Annotated in this window: 19 protein-coding genes, 1 pseudogene and 1 riboswitch; of the genes and pseudogenes, 11 read left to right on the top strand and 9 right to left on the bottom strand. The window is 74.2% G+C overall.

Annotation, left to right across the window (positions count from 1 at the left end; genetic code table 11):
- Nucleotides 1-9: 9 nt before the first annotated feature.
- Nucleotides 10-196: riboswitch (cobalamin riboswitch) on the bottom strand.
- A 75-nt stretch (nt 197-271) separates the two neighbouring features.
- Nucleotides 272-784 (bottom strand): potassium channel family protein, encoded by a 513-nt coding sequence (locus Sdagh_RS10560; RefSeq protein WP_189423855.1) that lies wholly within the window; start codon nt 782-784, stop codon nt 272-274.
- Nucleotides 781-2106 (bottom strand): chloride channel protein, encoded by a 1326-nt coding sequence (locus Sdagh_RS10555; protein WP_189423857.1) that lies wholly within the window; start codon nt 2104-2106, stop codon nt 781-783. Before Sdagh_RS10555 ends, Sdagh_RS10560 begins: the two co-directional genes overlap by 4 nt.
- Nucleotides 2107-2283: 177 nt before the next feature.
- Between Sdagh_RS10555 and Sdagh_RS10550 the strand changes: the two genes are divergently transcribed.
- From Sdagh_RS10550 to Sdagh_RS10525, 6 genes and pseudogenes are all read left to right on the top strand, one after another.
- A complete protein-coding gene (locus Sdagh_RS10550) occupies nt 2284-2715 on the top strand; it encodes a DUF7144 family membrane protein (protein ID WP_189423859.1) in 432 nt (143 codons plus the stop codon).
- 197 nt (nt 2716-2912) lie between these two features.
- On the top strand, nt 2913-3293 hold the full coding sequence (locus Sdagh_RS10545) for a cell division protein SepF (protein ID WP_189423861.1): 381 nt from the start codon (nt 2913-2915) through the stop codon (nt 3291-3293).
- A 28-nt stretch (nt 3294-3321) separates the two neighbouring features.
- Nucleotides 3322-3693, top strand: a complete 372-nt coding sequence (locus Sdagh_RS10540) for a nucleotide pyrophosphohydrolase (protein ID WP_190011953.1) — start codon at nt 3322-3324, stop codon at nt 3691-3693.
- A gap of 174 nt (nt 3694-3867) precedes the next feature.
- Nucleotides 3868-4335 carry a DUF6099 family protein gene (locus Sdagh_RS10535; RefSeq protein WP_189423863.1) on the top strand — a complete coding sequence of 156 codons (468 nt, stop codon included), beginning with the start codon at nt 3868-3870 and terminating at the stop codon, nt 4333-4335.
- Between the two features lie 60 nt (nt 4336-4395).
- Nucleotides 4396-5319, top strand: a complete 924-nt coding sequence (locus Sdagh_RS10530) for an LLM class F420-dependent oxidoreductase (protein ID WP_189423864.1) — start codon at nt 4396-4398, stop codon at nt 5317-5319.
- Between the two features lie 62 nt (nt 5320-5381).
- Nucleotides 5382-6500 (top strand): annotated as a pseudogene (locus Sdagh_RS10525) (polynucleotide kinase-phosphatase); the annotation flags it as partial.
- A gap of 65 nt (nt 6501-6565) precedes the next feature.
- Here Sdagh_RS10525 and Sdagh_RS10520 read toward each other — a convergent pair.
- Complete coding sequence (locus tag Sdagh_RS10520; RefSeq protein ID WP_189423866.1) at nt 6566-7894, bottom strand: cation:proton antiporter; 1329 nt, start codon at nt 7892-7894, stop codon at nt 6566-6568.
- A gap of 301 nt (nt 7895-8195) precedes the next feature.
- Between Sdagh_RS10520 and Sdagh_RS10515 the strand changes: the two genes are divergently transcribed.
- From Sdagh_RS10515 to Sdagh_RS10505, 3 genes are all read left to right on the top strand, one after another.
- Complete coding sequence (locus Sdagh_RS10515; RefSeq protein WP_189423868.1) at nt 8196-9419, top strand: arginine deiminase; 1224 nt, start codon at nt 8196-8198, stop codon at nt 9417-9419.
- A 113-nt stretch (nt 9420-9532) separates the two neighbouring features.
- The gene (gene argF / locus Sdagh_RS10510) at nt 9533-10540 is read left to right on the top strand and encodes an ornithine carbamoyltransferase (protein WP_189423870.1); all 1008 of its coding nucleotides are present in this window, start codon (nt 9533-9535) and stop codon (nt 10538-10540) included.
- 102 nt (nt 10541-10642) lie between these two features.
- A complete protein-coding gene (locus Sdagh_RS10505; RefSeq protein WP_189423872.1) occupies nt 10643-12079 on the top strand; it encodes an amino acid permease in 1437 nt (478 codons plus the stop codon).
- Here the strand turns inward: Sdagh_RS10505 and Sdagh_RS10500 are convergent.
- Complete coding sequence (locus tag Sdagh_RS10500) at nt 12036-12476, bottom strand: ATP-binding protein (RefSeq protein WP_189423874.1); 441 nt, start codon at nt 12474-12476, stop codon at nt 12036-12038. The genes Sdagh_RS10505 and Sdagh_RS10500 overlap by 44 nt on opposite strands.
- Nucleotides 12477-12669: 193 nt before the next feature.
- On the opposite strand from Sdagh_RS10500, the gene Sdagh_RS10495 reads away from it, so the two are divergent.
- Entirely contained in the window at nt 12670-13497 is an 828-nt protein-coding gene (locus Sdagh_RS10495) for an enoyl-CoA hydratase family protein (protein ID WP_190011900.1), read from the top strand.
- Nucleotides 13494-15836, top strand: a complete 2343-nt coding sequence (locus tag Sdagh_RS10490) for a bifunctional salicylyl-CoA 5-hydroxylase/oxidoreductase (protein WP_370594929.1) — start codon at nt 13494-13496, stop codon at nt 15834-15836. The genes Sdagh_RS10495 and Sdagh_RS10490 overlap by 4 nt, the downstream gene beginning before the upstream one ends.
- Here the strand turns inward: Sdagh_RS10490 and Sdagh_RS10485 are convergent.
- The 5 genes from Sdagh_RS10485 to Sdagh_RS10465 form a co-directional block, all read right to left on the bottom strand.
- Nucleotides 15814-17052 carry a sulfate adenylyltransferase subunit 1 gene (locus tag Sdagh_RS10485; RefSeq protein ID WP_226535005.1) on the bottom strand — a complete coding sequence of 413 codons (1239 nt, stop codon included), beginning with the start codon at nt 17050-17052 and terminating at the stop codon, nt 15814-15816. The genes Sdagh_RS10490 and Sdagh_RS10485 overlap by 23 nt on opposite strands.
- 2 nt (nt 17053-17054) lie before the next feature.
- Complete coding sequence (cysD, locus tag Sdagh_RS10480; protein WP_226535003.1) at nt 17055-17957, bottom strand: sulfate adenylyltransferase subunit CysD; 903 nt, start codon at nt 17955-17957, stop codon at nt 17055-17057.
- The gene (cysC, locus tag Sdagh_RS10475) at nt 17954-18505 is read right to left on the bottom strand and encodes an adenylyl-sulfate kinase (RefSeq protein ID WP_190077791.1); all 552 of its coding nucleotides are present in this window, start codon (nt 18503-18505) and stop codon (nt 17954-17956) included. The genes cysD and cysC overlap by 4 nt, the downstream gene beginning before the upstream one ends.
- Nucleotides 18506-18629: 124 nt before the next feature.
- The gene (locus tag Sdagh_RS10470; protein WP_189421052.1) at nt 18630-19466 is read right to left on the bottom strand and encodes a PaaX family transcriptional regulator; all 837 of its coding nucleotides are present in this window, start codon (nt 19464-19466) and stop codon (nt 18630-18632) included.
- Complete coding sequence (locus tag Sdagh_RS10465) at nt 19463-21124, bottom strand: AMP-binding protein (protein WP_190077790.1); 1662 nt, start codon at nt 21122-21124, stop codon at nt 19463-19465. The genes Sdagh_RS10470 and Sdagh_RS10465 overlap by 4 nt, the downstream gene beginning before the upstream one ends.
- Between the last annotated feature and the right edge of the window lie 112 nt (nt 21125-21236).

Raw genomic sequence — 21236 nt, 5'->3', positions numbered from 1 at the left:
CACCTCGTGGATGGACGACGCGCCTTGGCCGGTCTCCTGGCTGGCGGGTACCACCGCCCGCACTCCGCCTTCCCGGGTCCGAGGACCCAGTGGCTGCCCCCTGGCGAGGGGCCGGAGCCGGACTTCCCGATCACAGTGGCGAGGGCCGCACCGGTTTCGCACCGATTTCCCGTTCACCAAGGCGTGACGACCGTAGTGCTCCGGCCGGTACGGTGACAAGCGCGCCCGGCGTGGTCACCGTCGGTCACGGACCGCCATCCGGCCCGGTCCGTCAGCCGCGGCCGCCCGTCCGGCCGAGGACCACACTGCGCACCCGCTGGGACAGCGCGGTCGCGGCGGCCGTCAGGAAGACGAACGTGTAGCCGATCTGCACGACGGTCACCACCCGCGCCGCCTGCCCCCGCGGGGTGATGTCCCCGTAGCCGACGGTGGCCAGCGTGACCACGGTGAAGTACAGGCCGTCCACGCGGGTGCGCAGCCCGGAGAACTCGCCGGGCTGTCTGGCGAGGGCGTAGTACGCGGCGGCGAAGACGTGCACGGACAGGACCATCAGCAGCGCGATGGCCAGCCCCGGCCGGGTCCCGGGGCGCTCGGTCAGGACGTGGCGGACCTGGCGCAGCAGCAGCCCCGCCACACAGGTGAGCAGCAGCCCGAACACCGTCCAGCTGAGCACCGGCCGCCCCGGCCCCAGATGGTCGAGCGGCAGCACGAAGTACGCCGTGACGACGACCGCCGCGACGGCCGTCCGCGTCACCCAGGGACGGGCCGTCCGCCACCCGGTCACCGCGCCGCCTCCTCCGGGGGCGGGGGCCGCCGTACGAGCTGCGCGACCAGGAACGAGACGACCGACGCCGTCACGATCAGCGGCATCTGGCCGTGGGCGTCCTTCCCGGTCAGCAGCACCGCGAGCACCGCGCTGGCCAGCGGCAGCCCGGTCACCGCCGCCCCGGCCGCCGCGATGCCGAGCGCGAGCGCCGGGGCCGTGCCGAATCCGGGCAGCCCGGCGCAGGCCAGCGCCGTCGCCGTGCCGAGCAGCACCGCCGGGAAGACGGGGCCGCCGCGCAGCGCGCCGAGCGCCACGCCCCAGGCCAGCCCCTTGCACACCACCAGCGCGACCAGCGCGCCCACCGGCCAGGTGTGCGGACGCGCGGCCAGGTCGGCGAGGGCGGCCTGTCCGGACAGCGCGGCCTCGGCCGGGGAACGCCCGGTGACCAGGGCGTACGCGCTGAGGCACACCCCGACGAACACCGCGCACAGCACCGTCCGCACGGCCGTGCGCCGGCGCGTCCAGGAGACCGTGCGACGGCCCAGCGCCCGCCCCAGCGTGATCAGGGCGCCGATCAGCGCCGCGACCGGCAGCCCCCACAGGAAGTCCGCCGCGTCCGGACCGGCCGGCGGCGGTACGCCGGGCAGGGCGAGCGCGCCGATCCTCAGCCCGGTCCAGTCGCCGAAGCCGGTGAAGACCAGCGCCCCCGCCGCGCTGGCCAGCAGACACGGCAGCAGCAGCGCGACCATCCGGGTGCCGCCGAGTCCGGCGCCCTCGATGAGCAGCACCGCCGCGACCACCGGACCGCCGAGGATCGTGGAGATGGCGGCCGTGGAACCCGCCGTCGCGAGGACCGCGCGCGCTGCCGGACCGGGCCGGGCCGTCCGGGAGACCGCCAGCAGGGCCAGCCCGCTGCCGACCGCCATCAGCGGGGCCTCCGGGCCGAGGACCACCCCGAGCGGCAGCGTCGCCAGCGCGGCCAGCACCGCTCCGGGCAGCGCCCTCGGGCCCACGGGCGCGCCGCCCAGCCCGTCGACCGGCAGATGGCCCCCGCCGCCCGGCATCCGGGTCACCACCGGGGCCAGCAGCAGCCCCGCGAGGAGCAGTGCGGGCAGCGGCCACCACCAGGGCGGGCGGTCGTACCCGGCCGCCTCGGGCAGCGCCGTCCACACCCAGTGCTGGAGCTGGTGCTGGAGGCCGACGAAGAAGAAGCAGGCGAGCGCGATCGGCACGCCCAGCAGCACGCACAGCAGCAACAGCCGCAGATAGCCGCGGTCGAGCACGGTCTGCCGCAGCGACCGCCCGGCCGGGGGCCCGGCCGCGTCCGCGGGCGTGGTCATGGGGTCCTCCGCCGCGTTCCGCCTGTGTGTGCGGCCAGTCAAGGCGACACCGGGCCCGGCCGCACGTTCTGCGCCATAAACCCCCCTTCGCTCCGTTCACCCGTTCGGCGTCCCCCGCGTGGTCCCCGGGCCCGGCCCGCCGGACGCTCGGAGCAACCGCGAGGAAAGGACCCGCCCATGACCCAGCACGCCGCACCGTCCCCCGCCCGCACCTCCGGCCGGCACCGAGGCTGGGTGACCGGGGGCGTCGTCTTCGCGGGTGTCCTGATGCTGGTCAACGGCGCCCTCGCCGTGCTCCAGGGCATCGCCGCGATCGCCGAGGACGACGTGTACGCCCGCATCGGCACCTACGTGTACGAGATGAACCTCACCGGCTGGGGCGTCGTCCACGTCGTCCTCGGCGCGCTGCTCCTGGTGACCGGCTACGGCCTGCTCAAGGACATGGCCTGGGCGCGCTTCGCGGGCATCGCGCTGGCCTCGCTCAGCCTCGTCGCCCAGTTCCTGTTCCTGCCGTACGCCCCCGTCTGGTCGGTGATCCAGATCGCCATCGACGTCTTCGTGATCTGGGCGCTGGCCAGCCGTCAGGACGAGGCCGACCGCACGGTCTGAGGCGGACCCGGGCCGTGGCGCGGGCCGGCGGCACGGCCGGCGCCACGGCCCGGCCGGCGCCGCCCTACGATGCTCCTTCACGCCCGGCATGTGCGCGAGGGGCGTCGCGGTCCGTGTCGCTGTTGGGCCGAACGGGTGACTTGGCGTAAGAATTGGCTGGTGCAGGCATTGAAGGCGAGTCGGAGCGGGGGGAGCCGGTGAACGGTCACGACGTCACCGATGAACAATGGGAGGGGCTCGCCCAGGTCGTTCCGTTGCGTGGACGCGACGCCTGGCCGTCCTCGGTGGGCCATCGCGCCCTGCCGGAGGCGGAGACCGAGGCCCGGCGGCGTTTCGTGGTGATGCGGGTCAATGTGTTCGCGGACGCCCGCGAGGTCGCCGAGACGCTGATGGCGGGCATCCCGGTGCTGCTGGACCTGACGGGCGCGGAGACCGATGTCGCCAAGCGCGTCCTGGACTTCAGCACGGGGGTCGTCTTCGGCCTCGCCAGCGGCATGCACCGGGTCGACCGGAACGTGTTCCTGCTCACACCGGCCGGCACCGAGGTCACCGGTCTGATGGAGAGCGCCGGGATGTGACGGACCGGTGAGCGGCGACCCCCAGGACGTGCCCCCGGCCGTCCCCTCGGACTCTCCCGCGGACGTTCCCCCGGACGTGACGGCGCTGCGGCGCCGCCTCGCCGAGTTCGCCGCCGCGCGGAACTGGCAGCCGTACCACACCCCGAAGAACCTCGTCGCCGCGCTCAGCGTGGAGGCGGCCGAACTCGTGGAGATCTTCCAGTGGCTGACACCCGAGGAGTCGGCCCGGGTGATGGACGACCCCGGCACCGCGCACCGTGTGCGGGACGAGGTCGCCGACGTGCTGGCGTATCTGCTGCAGTTCTGCGAGGTGCTGGACATCGACCCGCTGGCCGCGCTGGCGGCGAAGATCGACCGCAACGAACAGCGGTTCCCGGCACCGGACCCGCCCGCTCCGTAATCACTCAACGTGAAGGAAGGGCCGCCCGAAACCGAATTGTTGTCCAGAGATTTCCGTCTTCCTCTGGCTTTTCGCGACCCTTGCCCTCACTCTGGGTAGTGGACAACGGGGTAAGTGGACAACGGAGTTCGGGCGGACGCGTGACGAGCGCGTCGGGACAGACGGGGACGGCCCATGGACGCGGTGCGGCTCATCGTGGCGAGCAGACGTGCCCTGACCGCCGGCGGCGATGTGCCGCACATGCTGGCGGAGGTATGGCAGGCGCAGGCCCTGGCCCAGGCCATAGGGAGCCGCCTGGCGGTCCTCGGGCCGGCCGCGCTGCGCGGCGAGGCGCTGGGACTGACCGAGCTGGCGGGGCGCGGCTGCGGTGTGCTCGGTACCCCCGAGCTGCCCGCGGGTGAGCTGCGCGCCGCCCAGCTCACCGAACTGGGCGACGCCCGCCAGACCCTGGTGCGCCTGGGCACCCTCCTCGCGGAGACCGGCATAGCCCTGGTCGCCATCGCCTGCGCGGTGGACGACGAGGGCACCTACTGGCAGTGTGTGGAGGCCATCGACGCGGCCGACGAGTCCCGGGACCGGGTCCTGCACATGCTGGGCCGGCTGGCGGAGGAGGACGGCGTCCCGGCCCGGGAGGCGGGCTGACGGCGGGGCACGGGCCGTCCCTGCGCACCGGGCGGCGGCGGAGCGTGCAGGATGGAAGGCATGGATCTCCGCATCTTCACCGAGCCCCAGCAGGGGGCCACCTATGACACCTTGCTCACCGTCGCCAAGGCCACCGAGGACCTCGGCTTCGACGCCTTCTTCCGCAGCGACCACTATCTGAAGATGGGGTCCGCGGACGGACTCCCCGGCCCCACCGACGCGTGGATCACCCTGGCCGGGCTCGCCCGCGAGACCAAGCGCATCCGCCTCGGCACGCTGATGACCGCCGGCACCTTCCGGCTGCCCGGCGTACTCGCCATCCAGGTCGCGCAGGTCGACCAGATGTCCGGCGGCCGGGTCGAACTCGGCCTCGGCGCGGGCTGGTTCGAGGAGGAGCACAAGGCGTACGGCATCCCCTTCCCCAAGGAGAAGTTCGGCCGCCTCGAGGAGCAGCTCGCCATCGTCACCGGCCTGTGGGCGACGGAGGCCGGCCAGACCTTCGACTTCCACGGGAAGTTCTACGACCTGACCGGTTCGCCCGCGCTGCCCAAGCCGGCCCAGTCCAGGGTCCCCGTCCTCATCGGCGGCCACGGCGCCACCCGCACCCCGCGCCTCGCCGCCCGGTACGCGGACGAGTTCAACATCCCGTTCGCCTCGATCGAGGACACCGAGCGCCAGTTCGCGCGGGTCCGGGCCGCCGCCGAGGAGGCCGGGCGCGGCGCCGACGCGCTGACCTACTCCAATGCCCTCGTGGTCTGCGTCGGCAAGGACGACGCCGAGGTCGCCCGCCGGGCCGCCGTCATCGGCCGCGAGGTGGACGAGCTGAAGGCCAACGGCCTGGCCGGCTCCCCGGCCGAGGTCGTCGACAAGATCGGCCGCTATGCCGAGGCGGGCTCCCAGCGCGTCTACCTCCAGGTCCTCGACCTGCACGACCTGGACCACCTGGAGCTGATCTCCGCGCAGGTCCAGTCCCAGCTCGCGTGACCGCCCGGCCGGGGCGGCCCGCCGCGGCGGGCCGCCCCGGCCCGGAAACCAACTGGTCACCCGCACCGCCGCCCCGAAGACTCGGGCCCATGTTCCTGACCGTCACCACCACCGGCACCCCCGGACGCCCCGCCACCGACCTCGGTTTCCTGCCGCACAAGCACCCCGAGAAGGCGCAGGCGTTCGCCACCTCCTCCGGCACGGCCCACGTGTTCCACCCGGAGGCGGACCAGCAGCGCTGCACGGCCGCGCTGCTGCTGGAGGCGGACGCCGTGGCCCTGGTCCGGCGGGGCAGGGGCAAGGGTCGCGGCGGCGCCCCCGACGCGGCGCTCGCGCAGTACGTCAACGACCGCCCCTACGCGGCCTCCTCCCTCCTCGCCGTCGCCCTGAGCGCCGCCTTCTCCAGCGCCCCGCGCGGCGTCTGCGCGGCCCGCCCGGAGCGCGCGGCCGAGCCGCTGCCGCTGCGCGCCCCGTACGCGGCGGTCGGCGCCGCCTCGGGAGCCGTCTTCCCGGGCGCGCTGGCCGCGCTGGAGGGCGCCGCCGCGCGGGGCGTGGACGCCACCGGCCTGCTGGAGCGGCAGCGCGGGCGGGCCGCCGACGCCGCCGCGTTCACCGACGCCTACCGCCGCTACTGCTGGCCGACCCGGGGCCTGGACGGCGTACGGCTCGCGCCGTTCCAGCTCCTCGCCGTCCAGGGCCGCGGCCTGGCCGCGCTGCCGCACGACGAACAGCTCGCGCTCATCGACCGCGTGGTAGAGCACGACGGCAGCGGCCCGCCGCACACCACCCGTCGCCTGTACGCCGACACCGGCGACCCCGGGTCGGGGCGGGCCGGTGTCGACTGGTGGCGGGAGATGACCGGCCGGGGCGGCGAGGGCATGGTCGTCAAGCCGGTCGGCGCCCTCGTCCGCGACGAGCGGGGGCGGCTCGTCCAGCCCGGCGTGAAGTGCCGGGGCCGTGAGTACCTGCGGATCGTCTACGGCCCCGAGTACACCCGCCCGGAGAACCTCGCCCGGCTGCGGCAGCGGTCCCTGCACCACAAGCGGTCGCTGGCGGCCCGCGAGTACGCCCTCGGTCTGGAGGCCCTGGACCGGCTCGCGGACGGGGAGCCGCTGTGGCGGGTGCACGAGGCGGTCTTCGGCGTCCTCGCGCTGGAGCCGGAGCCGGTCGACCCGCGCCTCGGAGCCGCGGCGGCCCGGCCGGCGCCGTGCTCGTGCGGCCCGGCCGGCCCCGGCTCCGGCTCCGGTCAGCCCGGCCGGCGCTGGTCGCCGAGCCGGGCGGCCGCCGTCGCCGCCGCTTCGTCGGGCCGCCGCCGGGGCGGTGGCGGCGCGGCGGCGCGGTCGTGGGCGGCCAGCCGCTCGGTCAGCCGCAGCAGCGGCTGGGTGAGCAGCGTCGTGGCGAGCGCCATCAGGACCAGCACCGTGTAGAGGGGGCCGCTGAGCAGACCGGCCTGGCGGCCCGCCTCCAGGGCGATCAGCTCGGTCAGGCCCCGGGCGCTGAGCAGCACCCCCACGGTCCGCGCGTCGTGCCGGCCGAGGCCGCCCAGCCGGGCGGCGACCGTCCCGCTGCCGACCTTGGTGACCACCGCCAGCACCGTCACCACCAGCAGCGCGACCCAGCCGGTGGCGCCGAGGCCGCCGACGGTCACCGCCTGCCCGGAGACCACGAAGAAGAACGGCAGCAGCAGCGAGCCCACGTCGTGCAGCGGACGCAGCAGGTCCGGATCGAGGGTGCCGTCGTCCTCGCGGGGCGTCACCACCCCGGCGAGCAGCGCACCGAAGATCACGTGCAGCCCGAGGGAGTGCGTCACCCACGCCGACGCCAGGGCGAAACCGAGGAGCAGCGCAAGCCGCAGCGAGGGCTCCAGCCGGGTCCGCCACAGCAGCCGCCGCAGCACCGGCCGGGCCGCGCACCCCATCACCGTGACGAAGGCGACGGCGAGCGCCACCCGCCAGGGCCAGCCGAGCCCCGGCGCGCCGCCGCCGCTGTCCAGCATCGCCCCGGCCAGCACGGTCCAGCCGATCACGTCCAGCACCCCGGCCGCCGAGACCGCGACCACGCCCGGCACCGACCGGGACAGGCCGTTCTCCCGCACGATGGCGGTCAGCACCGGCACCGCCGTTATCGACAGCGCCACCCCCGCGAAGACCACGGCGGCGGGGGAGAGGTCCCGGGGCATCCCCAGGGTGTGCAACTGGTCCCCGAAGAGCAGGGCGCAGCCGCCGCCCACCGCCATGGGCACCGTGAACGAGGCCAGCGCCACCGTCACCGAGGTCCGCGCCCGGTCGCCGAGCACCTTCAGATCCAGCTCGTAGCCCACCCCGAACAGGAACACCACCAGGGCGAGCTGCGCGAGACCGGTCAGCGCCGGGCCGACGGCGGCCGGGAAGAGCGCCGCGTACGCGCCGGGGGCCAGGCCGCCCAGCAGCGACGGGCCGAGCGCGATGCCCGCGGCGAGCTGGCCCACGATGTAGGGCTGGCGCAGCCGCCGGGCCAGCCAGCCGGCCGCGTGCGCGGCCACCAGGATCAGTGCCGAGGCCCCGGTGAAGTGCGCGATCAAGGCGTCATGACTCACTGGCGTCCCCCTGGTTCCGTTCCTGGCCGACCTCCCCAGACTGCGGCCCGCCCACGGTCGCACCGCAGGTCGTACGCCCCCTTCACGCCCGAGCGGCGGGAGCACGGCCCGGGGCCGGGCGGCGGCCGTGCGCCCGCCCGGCGGCGCGGTGGTCCTCCCTGCGCCCGAGGGGCGCCCCCGGGGTGCCGCGTCGGCCGGGCGCTCGCCGCCTGCGAGGAGGAGCGGCGTCCCGCTCGGAGAACCCGCGCGGAGAATCACCGGAGGCGGGATGAACACCCGTCGGACCGGTCAGGATGGAGACATGGCATTCCACGTCGACTCCGAGGCCGGGCGGCTCGGCCGCGTCATCCTGCACCGGCCGGACCTGGAGCTGAAACGGCTCACGCCCAGCAACAAGGACGCCCTCCTCTTCGACGACGTGCTCTGGGTGCGCCGGGCGCGCGCCGAGCACGACGGGTTCGCCGACGTGCTCCGCGACCGCGGGGTCACCGTGCACCTCTTCGGTGACCTGCTCACCGAGACCCTCGACGTCCCGGCCGCCCGGGAGCTGATCCTGGACCGGGTCTTCGACGAGAAGGAGTACGGCGTCCTGGCCACCGACCACCTCCGGGCCGCCGTGGAGCACCTGCCCGCGCCCGAGCTGGCGGAGCTGCTGGTCGGCGGCATGACCAAGCGGGAGTTCCTGGACGCCCACCCCGAACCGGTCTCGGTCCGCTTCCACGCCATGGAGCTGGACGACTTCCTGCTCGGCCCGCTGCCCAACCACCTGTTCACCCGGGACACCTCCGCCTGGATCTACGACGGTGTCTCCATCAACGCGATGCGCTGGCCGGCGCGGCAGCGCGAGACGGTCCACTTCGAGGCGATCTACCGCCACCACCCGCTCTTCCGCGACGAGCGGTTCACCCTCTGGTCCGAGGGGCAGGCCGACTACCCGTCGACCATCGAGGGCGGGGACGTTCTGGTCATCGGCAACGGGGCGGTGCTGATCGGGATGAGCGAGCGCACCACCCCGCAGGCGGTGGAGATGCTCGCCCACAAGCTGTTCGCGGCCGGCTCGGCCCGCACCATCGTCGCCCTCGACCTGCCGAAACGCCGGGCCTTCATGCATCTGGACACCGTGATGACCATGGTCGACGGCGACACCTTCACCCAGTACGCCGGGCTCGGCATGCTGCGCTCCTACACCATCGAGCCGGGCGTCGGCGACAAGGAGCTGAAGGTCACCGACCATCCGCCGGAGCACATGCACCGCGCGATCGCCGCCGCGCTGGGCCTGAGCGAGATCCGGGTGCTGACCGCGACGCAGGACGTGCACGCCGCCGAACGGGAGCAGTGGGACGACGGCTGCAACGTGCTGGCCGTCGAGCCGGGCGTGGTCGTCGCCTACGAACGCAACGTCACGACCAACACCCACCTGCGCAAGCAGGGCATCGAGGTGATCGAGATCCCGGGCAGCGAGCTGGGCCGGGGCCGGGGCGGTCCGCGCTGCATGAGCTGCCCGGTGGAGCGGGACGCCGTATGACTCCGGGGGCCGGACCCCGTACCGCCCGGACCGGACGCATGAACCGTATAAGAATTCAGTACGTCGTATAGTATTCCGTAGTTCCCCGTTCCCGCACCCCCTGGAGCGCCCCCATGGCGACTGTCCCGACCGCCCTCGCCGGCCGCCCCTTCCTCAAGGAGCTGGACTTCACCGCCGAGGAGTTCCGCGGCCTGGTCGAGCTGGCCGCCGAGCTGAAGGCCGCGAAGCGCGCCGGGGCCGAGACGCGCCACCTGACCGGCAAGAACATCGCGCTGATCTTCGAGAAGACCTCGACCCGCACCCGCTGCGCCTTCGAGGTCGCCGCCGCCGACCAGGGCGCCTCCACCACCTATCTGGACCCCTCCGGCTCGCAGATCGGCCACAAGGAGTCCGTCCGGGACACCGCGCGGGTGCTGGGCCGGATGTACGACGGCATCGAGTACCGCGGCGACAGCCAGGCCAAGGTCGAGGAGCTGGCCGCCTTCGCCGGCGTACCCGTCTTCAACGGCCTCACCGACGACTGGCACCCCACCCAGATGCTCGCCGACGTGCTCACCATGACCGAGCACAGCGACAAGCCCCTGGACCAAATCGCCTTCGCCTACCTCGGCGACGCCCGCTTCAACATGGGCAATTCCTACCTCGTCACCGGCGCCCTGCTCGGCATGGACGTCCGGATCGTCGCCCCGAAGTCCTACTGGCCCGCCCAGGAGATCGTCGACAGGGCGCAGGAGCTGGCCGGCGCCAGCGGCGCCCGGATCACCCTCACCGAGACCCTGGCCGAGGGCGTGCGCGGCGCCGACTTCGTCGCCACCGACGTCTGGGTCTCCATGGGCGAGCCCAAGGAGGTCTGGGCCGAGCGCATCGCCGCCCTCGCCCCGTACGCGGTGACCATGGACGTGCTGCGTGCCACCGGCAACCCGGACGTCAAGTTCCTGCACTGCCTGCCCGCCTTCCACGACCTGGGCACCAAGGTCGGCCAGGAGATCTACGACGCCCACGGCCTGGACAGCCTGGAGGTCACCGACGAGGTCTTCGAGTCGGCGCACTCGGTCGTCTTCGACGAGGCCGAGAACCGGCTGCACACCATCAAGGCCGTCCTCGTCGCCACCCTGGCCTGAACCGTCCCGCTATCCTGACCGGCGATCCGGAGCCACCCCTTCCGGTGCCGCCGCGCGCGTCACCCCCGCGCCCCCGCACCACCAGAAACGAGCACCACCCGCATGCCCCGCATCAAGTCCCCCCACCTCCTGGTGGCCGAGTCCGGCGCCGACCGGGCCGGCCACGGCCTGAAGCGCACGATGGGGCTGTTCCAGCTCGTCTGCTTCGGCGTCGGCGCGATCGTCGGCACCGGCATCTTCGTCGGCCTCTCCGACTCGGTCGGCGAGGCCGGCCCCGCCGTCGTGATCTCCTTCGTCCTCGCCGCGATCACCTGCGTGCTCACCGCGTTCGCCTTCGCGGAACTGGGCGGCGCCATCCCGGTCTCCGGCTCCTCGTACTCCTTCGCGTACGCCGGGCTCGGCGAGACCACGGCCTTCCTGGTCGGCTGGTGCCTGCTCCTGGAGTACGGCGTCTCGGTCTCCGCGGTCGCGGTCGGCTGGAGCCAGTACGTCAACGAACTGCTCGACGGCGTCCTCGGTGTCCAGCTCCCCGACGCCCTGTCCGCGGGCCCCGGCGACGGCGGCGTGATCAACCTCCCCGCCGTCGTCGTCATCGCCCTGGCCTGCGTCCTCCTGGTTCGCGGCGTACGGGAGAGCGCCCGCGCCACCGCCGCGATGGCCGTGCTCAAGCTGGCCGTCCTGGTCGCCTTCTGCGCCATCGGCTACACCGCGTTCGAGGACGGCAACCTCACCCCGTTCTCCCCGGCGGGCCTCGGCGGCATCGGCGCCGGCACCACCGCCGCGTTCTTCTCGTACATCGGCTTCGACGCGATCACCACCGCCGGTGAGGAGGCGAAGAACCCGCGCCGGGACATCCCCGTCGCCATCCTGGTCTGCATCGGCCTGGTCACGCTGCTGTACTGCGCGGTCGCCCTCGCCGCGATCGGCGCCATCGGCGGCGACGCGGTCGGCGACCGCCCCGCCGCCCTCTCCTACGTCGTCGACGAGGTCACCGGCTCCTCGGTGGGCGGCACCGTCGTCGCCTTCGGCGCGGTGGTCGCCATCGCCTCCGTCGTCCTCGCCGTGATGTACGGCCAGACCCGCATCCTGATGTCCATGTCCCGGGACGGCCTGATCCCGCGCGTCTTCGAGAAGGTCTCCCCGCGCACCGCCACCCCGGTCGCCGGCACCTGGATCGTGGGCCTGGTCTTCGCCCTGCCGGCCGCGTTCGCCTCGCTGGACTCGGTGGTCAACCTGTGCACCATCGGCACCCTCGCCACCATGGCCGTGGTCAATGTGGCGGTCCTCGCGCTGCGCCGCCGCGAGCCGGGCCTGGCCCGCCCCTTCCGGGTCCCCCTGTACCCGGTGACGCCGCTGCTGGGCATCGCCTTCTGCCTCTACCTGATCTACGAGACGGGCGCCGAGACCTGGCTCCAGTTCGGCGTGTTCCTGGTGGCGGGCCTGCTGGTGTACGCCGCCTACGGGCGCCGCACCTCGCGGCTCGGCCGGGGCGGGGTCACGCCGTCGGACGACGCTGGGCGGGCACCGCGGGGAGCCTGAACCAGACCGCCTTGCCGGAGCCGGTGGGGCGGTGTCCGCAGGACGAGCTGAGGGCGCGGATCAGCAGCAGCCCACGCCCGCCCTCCTGCAACGGGTCGGGCTCGGGCAGCGACGGCACGGTGAGGTCGGCGGGCGGCGCCGGGTCGGGGTCGTGCACCTCGACCTGGCAGCCGGTCGGCAGCAGCTCCACCACCAGCTCGATCGGGGTCTCGCCCGAGGTGTGCTCGACGGCGTTGGCGACCAGCTCGGCCGTCAGCAGCTCCGCGGTGTCGCAGTCGGCGGCGTGCTCCAGCTCGGCCAGTGCCGTACGGACCAGGGCACGGGCCACCGGCACGGCCGCGGCGGTGTGCGGCAGCGCGATGCGCCAGGAGGCGGGGAAGGGAAGGGGATCGTGCACGGCGGTTTCCGTTCGTGGAGCAGGCGGTCCTGTCCTGCTTTCAACTTTATGAATGGTACGGCGCCGCCCGGCAGAGTCCTTCGACGGGCACGGGACGGGACCTTCGGCGGATGTGTAACGCCCTCGTGACGCCAGTCACACTTCGGTGATAACTTCGGCAGGGCCGAGGCCGCTCCGCCCGAGGAGGCCCGCCATGAGTCCCTTCACCGGCTCCGCCGCCCCCACCCCCGCCTGGCGGCACCTGCGCGTCGACCGCGCCGACGGCGTCGCCACCGTCACCCTCGCCCGCCCCGAGAAGCTCAACGCGCTCACCTTCGGCGCCTACGCCGACCTGCGCGACCTGCTCGCCGAACTGTCCCGGGAGAAGTCCGTCCGCGCGCTGGTGCTGGCCGGCGAGGGCCGCGGCTTCTGCTCCGGTGGCGACGTCGACGAGATCATCGGCGCGACCCTGTCCCTGGACACCGCCGGCCTCCTCGACTTCAACCGGATGACCGGCCAGGTCGTCCGCGCGCTGCGGGAGTGCCCGTTCCCGGTGATCGCCGCCGTCCACGGCGTCGCGGCGGGCGCGGGCGCGGTCCTCGCGCTGGCCGCCGACTTCCGGGTCGCCGACCCCGGCGCCCGCTTCGTGTTCCTCTTCACCCGCGTCGGCCTCTCCGGCGGCGACATGGGCGCCGCGTACCTGCTGCCCCGCGTGGTCGGCCTCGGCCACGCCACGCGGCTGCTGATGCTCGGCGACCCCGTGCGCGCCCCGGAGGCCGAGCGGATCGGCCTGGTCAGCGAAGTCGCCGAGGAGGGCCGCGCCGACGAGACCGCCCACGCCCTGGCCCACCGCCTCGCCGACGGGCCCGCCCTCGCCCACGCCCAGACCAAGGCCCTCCTCACGGCCGAACTGGACATGCCCCTGTCCGCCGCGATCGAACTGGACGCGACGACCCAGGCACTGCTGATGACGGGAGGCGATTACGCCGAGTTCCACGCGTCGTTCGCGGAGCGGCGCCCGCCACAGTGGAACCGACGGTGACCGGCACGCCGCCAGGGGCGCGGGACCGTTTCGACGCGCGGCCCCGCCGCGGGGCGCGACCGGCCACCACGCACCCGCGGAGAACCGCGGTCATCGGCGGCGGCCCCGCCGGCCTCTGCGCCGCGGCCCTGCTGAAGCACCGCTTCCCCGCCCACGAGGTCACCCTCTGGGAACGCAACCCCAGGTCGGAGACGTTCGGCTTCGGCGTCGTCCTCTCCGACGAGACCCTCGGCGGCATCGAACACGCCGCCCCGGAGATCCACGAGGCCCTGCGCGGCGAGTTCGTCCACTGGGACGCCATCGACATCGTCCACCGGGGCATCCGGCAGCGCAGCGGCGGCCACGCCTTCGCCGCCCTGGAGCGCCGCCGCCTCCTGCACGTCCTCCGCACCCGCTGCCAGACCCTCGGCGTGGACCTCCGCTTCCGCACCGAGGCCCCGCCCGCCTCCCGGCTGGCCGAGACGCACGACCTCGTCATCGCCGCCGACGGCGTCCACAGCGCCACCCGCGCCGCGTTCGCCGACGTCCTCCGGCCCCGCGTCACCCCTCACCGCTGCCGCTACATCTGGCTGGCGGCCGACATCGCCTTCGACGCCTTCCGCTTCGAGTTCGCCGAGACCGAGCACGGCGTGATGCAGCTGCACGGCTACCCGTACGCCCCCGGCGCCTCCACGGTCGTCATCGAGATGCGGGAGGACGTCTGGCGCCGGGCCGGTTTCGACGCGGCCGACCCGCGCCCGTCCATCGACCGGTGCGCCGGGATCTTCGCGGACGCGCTCGGTGGCCGGCCCCTGCGGACCGACCGCTCCGCCTGGACCGCCTTCCGCACCGTCGTCACCGACCGCTGGTCGCACGGCAACGTCGTCCTCGTCGGCGACGCCGCCCACACCGCCCACTTCTCCATCGGCTCCGGTACCAAGCTCGCCGTCGAGGACGCCGTCGCCCTCACCGCCCACCTGGCGGAGCAGCCCACGACCGAGCGGGCGCTCGCCGCCTACGAGGAGGAGCGGCGTCCCGCCGTCGCCTCCGCGCAGCGCGCCGCCCGCGCCAGCCTGGAGTGGTTCGAGGACGCGGCCCGCCACCTCGCCCGGCCGCCCCGCCGGTTCGCCTTCGGCCTGCTCACCCGCAGCCGCCGCGTCACCCACGCCACCCTGCGGCTGCGCGACCCCGCCTTCACCGGGGCCGTGGAGCGGGAGTTCGGCTGCCCGCCCGGCACCCCGCCGATGTTCACCCCGTTCCGGCTGCGCGGACTCACCCTGCGCAACCGGGTCGTCGTCTCCCCGACGGACCTGTACTCCGCCGTCGACGGCGTCCCCGGCGACTTCCACCTCGTCCACCTCGGCGCCCGCGCCCTCGGCGGCGCCGGCCTGGTGATGACCGAGATGGTCTGCGTCAGCCCCGAGGGCCGGATCACGCCCGGCTGCACCGGCCTGTACACCCCGGCGCAGGCCGAGGCGTGGCGGCGGATCGTGCGCTTCGTCCACACTCGGGCACCGGGCACCGCGATCGGCGTGCAGCTCGGGCACAGCGGGCGCAAGGGCTCGACCCGCCTGATGTGGGAGGGCATGGACGAACCCCTGCCCCACGGCAACTGGCCGCTGGTGGCCGCCTCCCCGCTGCCGTACACCCCGCGCAGCCAGACCCCGCGCTGCCTCGGACGCGCTCAACTGACCGACGTGCGGGAGCAGTTCACGGCCGCCGCGCGCCGGGCCGCGCGGGCCGGGTTCGACCTGCTCGAACTGCACTGCGCGCACGGCTATCTGCTGTCCGGGTTCCTCTCCCCGCTGACCAACCACCGCACCGACGCCTACGGCGGCACCCTGGAGAAACGGCTCCGCTTCCCGCTGGAGGTCTTCGACGCCGTACGCGCGGTGTGGCCCGAGGAACGGCCCATGACGGTACGGATCTCCGCCACCGACTGGGCCGAGGGCGGCACCACGGCCGACGACGCCGTGGTGATCGCCCGGGCCTTCGCCGCGCACGGCGCCGACGCGATCGACGTGTCGACGGGGCAGGTGGTGGCCGACGAACGCCCGGAGTTCGGACGGTCGTACCAGACGCCGTACGCCGAACGGGTCCGCCACGACGCCCGCGTCCCGGTGATCGCGGTCGGCGCCCTCTCCTCCTGGGACGACGTCAACACCGTGGTGCTGGCCGGCCGGGCCGACCTCTGCGCACTGGCCCGTCCGCACCTGTACGACCCGCACTGGACGCTGCACGCCGCCGCCGAGCAGGGCTACACCGGTCCGGGCGCCGGCTGGCCCGCCCCCTACCGGGCCGGCAGCCGGCCGCCGCCGACCGGGCGCGCGGACCGGTTCACGCCGGGGCGTCGAGCGTGACCATCCCGGCGGTGAGCGTCGCCCCGTCGGCCGGATCGACCAGCAGGAACGCGCCGGTGCGCCGGGAGACGGCGTAGTCGTCCAGCGGCAGCGGCTCGGCGGTGCGCAGGGTGATCCGGCCCAGGTCGTTGGCGGCCAGCTCCCCGGCGCCCGCGAGGTCCTCGACGATCGCCCGGACCGTCCGGGTGGTGTGCCGCAGCAGTACCCGGTCCCCGGTACGCAGCGGCCGGTCGGCGAGGTGGCAGACGGCGGCCCGGACGTCCTGGGTGAGCGCCGGCGCGTCCACCCCCGCGGTGATCATGTCGCCGCGGGAGACGTCCCGCTGGTCGGCGAGGCGCAGGCTGACCGACTGCGGGGCGTACGCCGCCCCGGCCGGGGTGCCGAGCACGTCGATGCCGGTGATCGTGGAGGTCTCCCCGGAGGGGTGCACGGTCACCCGGTCGCCGACGCGCAGCGCGCCCGAGGCAAGCTGGCCCGCGTAGTGGCGGTCCTCGCCGTGCCGGATCACGTACTGCACGGGGAAACGGGCCGGTGCCGCGGCCGGCCCGGTGGCGACCGGCACGCTCTCCAGGAACTCCAGCAGGGACGGCCCCCGGTACCAGTCCATGTGCGCCGAGCGGTCCACGACGTTGTCCCCGGCGAGCGCGGAGACCGGGACCGGCGTGCAGGACGGCAGGCCCAGCTCGGTCGCGTACGCCGTGAACTCCTCGGCTATGGCGGCGAACACGGACTCCTGGTAGCCGACGAGGTCCATCTTGTTGACGGCGAGGACGGCGTGCGGGACGCGGAGGAGGGCGGCGATGGCGGCGTGGCGGCGGGTCTGTTCGACGACGCCGTTGCGGGCGTCGACGAGGATGACGGTGAGTTCGGCGGTGGAGGCGCCGGTGACCATGTTGCGGGTGTACTGCACGTGGCCGGGGGTGTCGGCGAGGATGAAGCGGCGCCGGGGGGTGGCGAAGTAGCGGTAGGCCACGTCGATGGTGATGCCCTGCTCGCGTTCGGCCCGCAGGCCGTCGGTGAGCAGCGCCAGGTCGGGGGTGTCCTGGCCGCGGCTGGCGGAGACGCGCTGCACGGCCTCCAGCTGGTCGGTGAGGACCGACTTGGAGTCGTGCAGCAGCCGGCCCACCAGGGTGGACTTGCCGTCGTCGACCGAACCGGCGGTCGCGAACCGCAGCAGGGTGGTCTCCCGGAGGACCTCGGGCGTGGTGCTGGTCATGTCTAGAAGTACCCCTCGCGCTTGCGGTCTTCCATGGCGGCCTCGGAGAGTTTGTCGTCGGCGCGGGTGGCGCCGCGTTCGGTGAGGCGGGAGGCGGCGATCTCGGCGATGACCTTCTCGATGGTGTCGGCGTCGGAGTCGACGGCGCCGGTGCAGGACATGTCGCCGACGGTGCGGTAGCGGACCTGTCGTTTCTCGACGGTCTCGCCGTCGCCGGGTCCGCCCCAGTCGCCGGGGGTGAGCCACATGCCGGCGCGCTGGAAGACCTCGCGTTCGTGGGCGTAGTAGATCGCAGGGAGGTGGATGTCCTCGCGGGCGATGTACTGCCAGACGTCGAGTTCGGTCCAGTTGGAGAGGGGGAAGACGCGGACGTGTTCGCCGGGGGCGTGGCGGCCGTTGTAGAGGTTCCACAGTTCGGGGCGCTGGCGGCGGGGGTCCCACTGGGAGAACTCGTCGCGCAGGGAGAAGACGCGTTCCTTGGCGCGTGCTTTCTCCTCGTCGCGGCGTCCGCCGCCGAAGACGGCGTCGAAGTTGTGGTGCCGGATCGTGTCGGTGAGGGGGAGGGTCTGGAGGGGGTTGCGGGTGCCGTCGGGGCGTTCCTTGAGCACGCCGCGGTCGATGTAGTCCTGGACGGAGGCGATGTGCAGGCGCAGGCGGTGTTCGGCGGCGGTGCGGTCGCGGTACTCCAGGACCTCGGGGAAGTTGTGGCCGGTGTCGACGTGCAGGAGGGCGAAGGGGACGGGGGCGGGGGCGAAGGCCTTGAGGGCGAGGTGGAGCATGACGATGGAGTCCTTGCCGCCGGAGAAGAGGATCACCGGCCGTTCGAACTCGCCCGCCACCTCGCGGAAGATGTGCACCGCCTCCGACTCCAGCGCGTCCAGATGCGACAGGGCGAAGTCGTTCACACCAGCCCCCGCTCCGCCAGCACCGCGTACACCGCGGCGGCCGACTCCTCGGGCGTCTGCTCCTGCGTCCGCAGCACCAGCGCCGGGTCCTCCGGCGGCTCGTACGGGTCGTCGACCCCGGTCAGCCCGGACAGAGCACCCGCCGCCTGCCGGGCGTACAGCCCCTTCACGTCCCGCTCGCTGCACACCTCGACCGGCGTCGCCACATGCACCTCGACGTACGGCGTCCCGCTCAGCTCGTGCCGCCTGCGGACCGCCTCCCGGCTGTCCGCGTAGGGGGCGATGACGGGGACCACGGACAGCACGCCGTTGCGGGCGAGCACCTCCGAGACCAGGCCGATGCGCTGCACATTGGTGTGCCGGTCCGCCCGGGAGAAGCCGAGGCCCGCCGAGAGGAAACGGCGGATCTCGTCGCCGTCGAGCACCTCCACCCGGCGGCCCTCCGCCGTCAGCCGGTCACCGAGCAGCCGGGCGATGGTCGTCTTGCCCGCGCTCGGCAGCCCGGTGAGCCAGACGGTGGCTCCCGGCGGTCTTGCCGTGGTGGTCATGCGCAACAGTCCTCTTCTCGCTCTCTTCCCCCCGTGGACGACCCCATGGACGGTAGGTAAGAAACTTGAGAGGAGGCACAGAGCGAGCTGAGGGTTGCGTGAGTGACCGCTGCCGTGCCCGGGGTCACACGGGCGGGAGCGGGCCGGGGGACACCCCGGCGAAGACCGCGCCCGCGTCCCGCAGCCGCTCGTGCAGCGCCCGGAAGACCGCCGCCGAGCGCACCCCGGGCCAGTCGCCGGGCAGCAGCCGCGCGGGCAGCCCGGGGTCGGAGTAGGGCAGGCGGCGCCAGGAGTCCAGGGCGAGCAGATAGTCCCGGTAGGCGTCCTCGGGCGGGGTGTCCGGGCGGCGCTCCCACCGGCGCAGGACCGGCTCGTGGCGGCCGAGGAACGCCTCGTGCTCCTTGCCGATCGCCGCCAGGTCCCACCAGCGGGCCACCGCCTCGGCGGTCGGCGCGAACCCCAGGTGCTCGCCGCGGAAGAAGTCCACGTACGTCTCCAGCCGCAGCCGGCCCAGGGCGTGCCGGGTCTCCTCGTAGAGCCGGGCCGGGGCGATCCACACGCCGGGGGCGGCCGTGCCGAAGCCGAGCCGGGCCAGCCGGGAGCGCAGTACGTGGCGCTTCTGCCGCTCCGACTCCGGCACCGAGAACACGGCGAGCACCCAGCCCTCGTCGGTCCAGGGCGCGGCGGCATAGATCCGCCGGTCGCCGTCGTCGAGCAACTCCCGCGCCTCGGCGGACAGTTCGTAACCGGCCGCGCCCAGCGCGGTACGGGCGGGCAGCAGCAGCCCCCGCCGCTTGAGCCGGGAGACCGACGAGCGCACCGACGGCGCGTCCACCCCGACCGCCGCCAGCAGCCGGATCAGCTCGGCGACGGGGACCGGGCCGGGCGCGTGACGGCCGTACGCGCCGTAGAGCGTGACGATGAGGGACCGTGGTGCATGCTGGTCGGACACGTTGATCATCTTAGGTCGTCCATATCCTCGCCGGTCATGACCGGTGTCACGGTGCCGCTCCCGAGGCGCTGCCGCCGGTCGGACAGCAGCCGGAAACGCTGGAGCTTGCCGGTGGCCGTGCGCGGCAGCGCGCCGCGGAACACGATCTCCCGCGGGCACTTGTACGGCGCCAGTTCCGCCCGTACGAACGTCCGCAGCGCCTCGGCGTCCGGTGCGGCGCCCTCGGCCGGCACCACGAAGGCGACCACGCGCTGCCCGCGCTCCGGGTCCGGTTCGCCCACCACCGCCGCCTCGCCCACGTCCGGGTGGCGCAGCAGGGCGTCCTCCACCTCCGGGCCCGCGATGTTGTACCCGGCCGAGACGATCATGTCGTCGGCGCGGGCGACGTACCGGAACCGGCCGTCGGGCTCGCGGACGTAGGTGTCCCCGGTGATGTTCCAGCCGCCGCGCACGTACTCCCGCTGCCGCGGATCGGCCAGGTAACGGCACCCGACCGGGCCGCGCACCGCGAGCAGCCCCGGCTCCCCGTCGGGCACGGGCCGGCCCCGCGCGTCCTGCACCTCGGCCCGCCACCCCGGCACCGGCACCCCCGTCGTGCCGGGCCGGATGTCGTCGTCGGCGGCGGAGACGAAGATGTGCAGCAGCTCGGTGGCGCCGATGCCGTTGATGATCCGCAGCCCGGTGCGCTCGTGCCAGGCGTGCCAGGTGACGGCGGGCAGGTTCTCGCCGGCCGACACGCAGCGGCGCAGCGAGGACACGTCGTGGGCGTCCAGGCCGGCGAGCATCGCGCGGTACGCCGTCGGCGCGGTGAACAGCACCGACACCCGGTGCCCGGCGATCGCCGGCGGCAGTTCGCGCGGCCCGGCCCGCTCCAGCAGCAGGGAGCACGCCCCCGCCCGCATCGGGAAGATCACCAGCCCGCCCAGGCCGAAGGTGAAGCCGAGCGGCGGACTGCCGGTGAACAGGTCGTCAGGACGCGGCCGGAGCACGTGCCGGGAGAAGGTGTCGGCGACCGCGAGGACGTCCCGGTGCAGATGGACGCAGCCCTTGGGCCGGCCGGTGGTGCCGGAGGTGAAGGCGATCAGTGCCACGTCGTCGGCCGCGGTGTCCACGGCCCGGTACGGCGTGTCCGGCGCCGGGCGGTGCGCCGGGTCCGCGAGGCCGGCCCCGCCGTACGTCGCGATCCGCAGCCCCGGGACGTCCGCCGCGACCAGGCCGTCCACCGAGCGCGCGTCGCACAGGGCGTGCCGGACCCGCGCGATCGCGCACATCCGGCGCAGCTCCCGCGGGCGCTGCTCGGCCAGCACGGTCACGGCGATCGCACCCGCCTTGAGCACCGCCAGCCAGCACGCGGCCAGCCACGGGGTGGTGGGGCCGCGCAGCAGCACCCGGTTGCCGGGGACCACCCCGAGGCCGCCGGTGAGGAGGTGCGCGATCCGGTCGACCCGGGCACCCAGCTCGCCGTAGCTCCACACGGCACCGGAGGCGGTACGGAAGACGGGGCGGTCCGGGGCGCCGCCGGCGAGCAGCTCCACGGCGGCGTTCAGCCGGGCCGGATAGCGCAACTCCGGCAGGTCGAAGCGGAGTTCGGGCCACTGGCCGGGCGGCGGCAGCCGGTCACGGGCGAAGGTGTCGACATGGGCGGTGGCGGTGCTCCGGGGATTCATGACGGCGCCCCCCTGAGGCTGACTCGTGCCGTGAGCGTAGCGCGGTGATGACGGCAGTCAACGCCCCGCGATAGCCTCGCTCCACAGGAGCCGCAGGCACCCAAGGGGGACC

Origin of the sequence: Streptomyces daghestanicus (assembly GCF_020521275.1) — a bacterium.
In the GTDB taxonomy this organism is placed as follows: Bacteria; Actinomycetota; Actinomycetes; order Streptomycetales; family Streptomycetaceae; genus Streptomyces; species Streptomyces griseoviridis.
Note: the sequence above shows the minus strand (reverse complement) of the source record. Positions and strands in the feature narration are given on the sequence as shown.

What these genes read in the sequence shown, in the direction of transcription:
- Sdagh_RS10535 (WP_189423863.1), top strand. Translation starts at nt 3,868, where the DNA reads ATGGACGCGGTGCGGCTCATCGTGGCGAGCAGACGTGCCCTGACCGCC.
- Sdagh_RS10495 (WP_190011900.1), top strand. Translation starts at nt 12,670, where the DNA reads ATGAGTCCCTTCACCGGCTCCGCCGCCCCCACCCCCGCCTGGCGGCAC.
- Sdagh_RS10530 (WP_189423864.1), top strand. Translation starts at nt 4,396, where the DNA reads ATGGATCTCCGCATCTTCACCGAGCCCCAGCAGGGGGCCACCTATGAC.
- Sdagh_RS10470 (WP_189421052.1), bottom strand. Translation starts at nt 19,466, where the DNA reads ATGATCAACGTGTCCGACCAGCATGCACCACGGTCCCTCATCGTCACG.
- Sdagh_RS10465 (WP_190077790.1), bottom strand. Translation starts at nt 21,124, where the DNA reads ATGAATCCCCGGAGCACCGCCACCGCCCATGTCGACACCTTCGCCCGT.
- cysC (WP_190077791.1), bottom strand. Translation starts at nt 18,505, where the DNA reads ATGACCACCACGGCAAGACCGCCGGGAGCCACCGTCTGGCTCACCGGG.
- Sdagh_RS10555 (WP_189423857.1), bottom strand. Translation starts at nt 2,106, where the DNA reads ATGACCACGCCCGCGGACGCGGCCGGGCCCCCGGCCGGGCGGTCGCTG.
- Sdagh_RS10550 (WP_189423859.1), top strand. Translation starts at nt 2,284, where the DNA reads ATGACCCAGCACGCCGCACCGTCCCCCGCCCGCACCTCCGGCCGGCAC.
- Sdagh_RS10505 (WP_189423872.1), top strand. Translation starts at nt 10,643, where the DNA reads ATGCCCCGCATCAAGTCCCCCCACCTCCTGGTGGCCGAGTCCGGCGCC.
- Sdagh_RS10515 (WP_189423868.1), top strand. Translation starts at nt 8,196, where the DNA reads ATGGCATTCCACGTCGACTCCGAGGCCGGGCGGCTCGGCCGCGTCATC.
- Sdagh_RS10485 (WP_226535005.1), bottom strand. Translation starts at nt 17,052, where the DNA reads ATGACCAGCACCACGCCCGAGGTCCTCCGGGAGACCACCCTGCTGCGG.
- argF (WP_189423870.1), top strand. Translation starts at nt 9,533, where the DNA reads ATGGCGACTGTCCCGACCGCCCTCGCCGGCCGCCCCTTCCTCAAGGAG.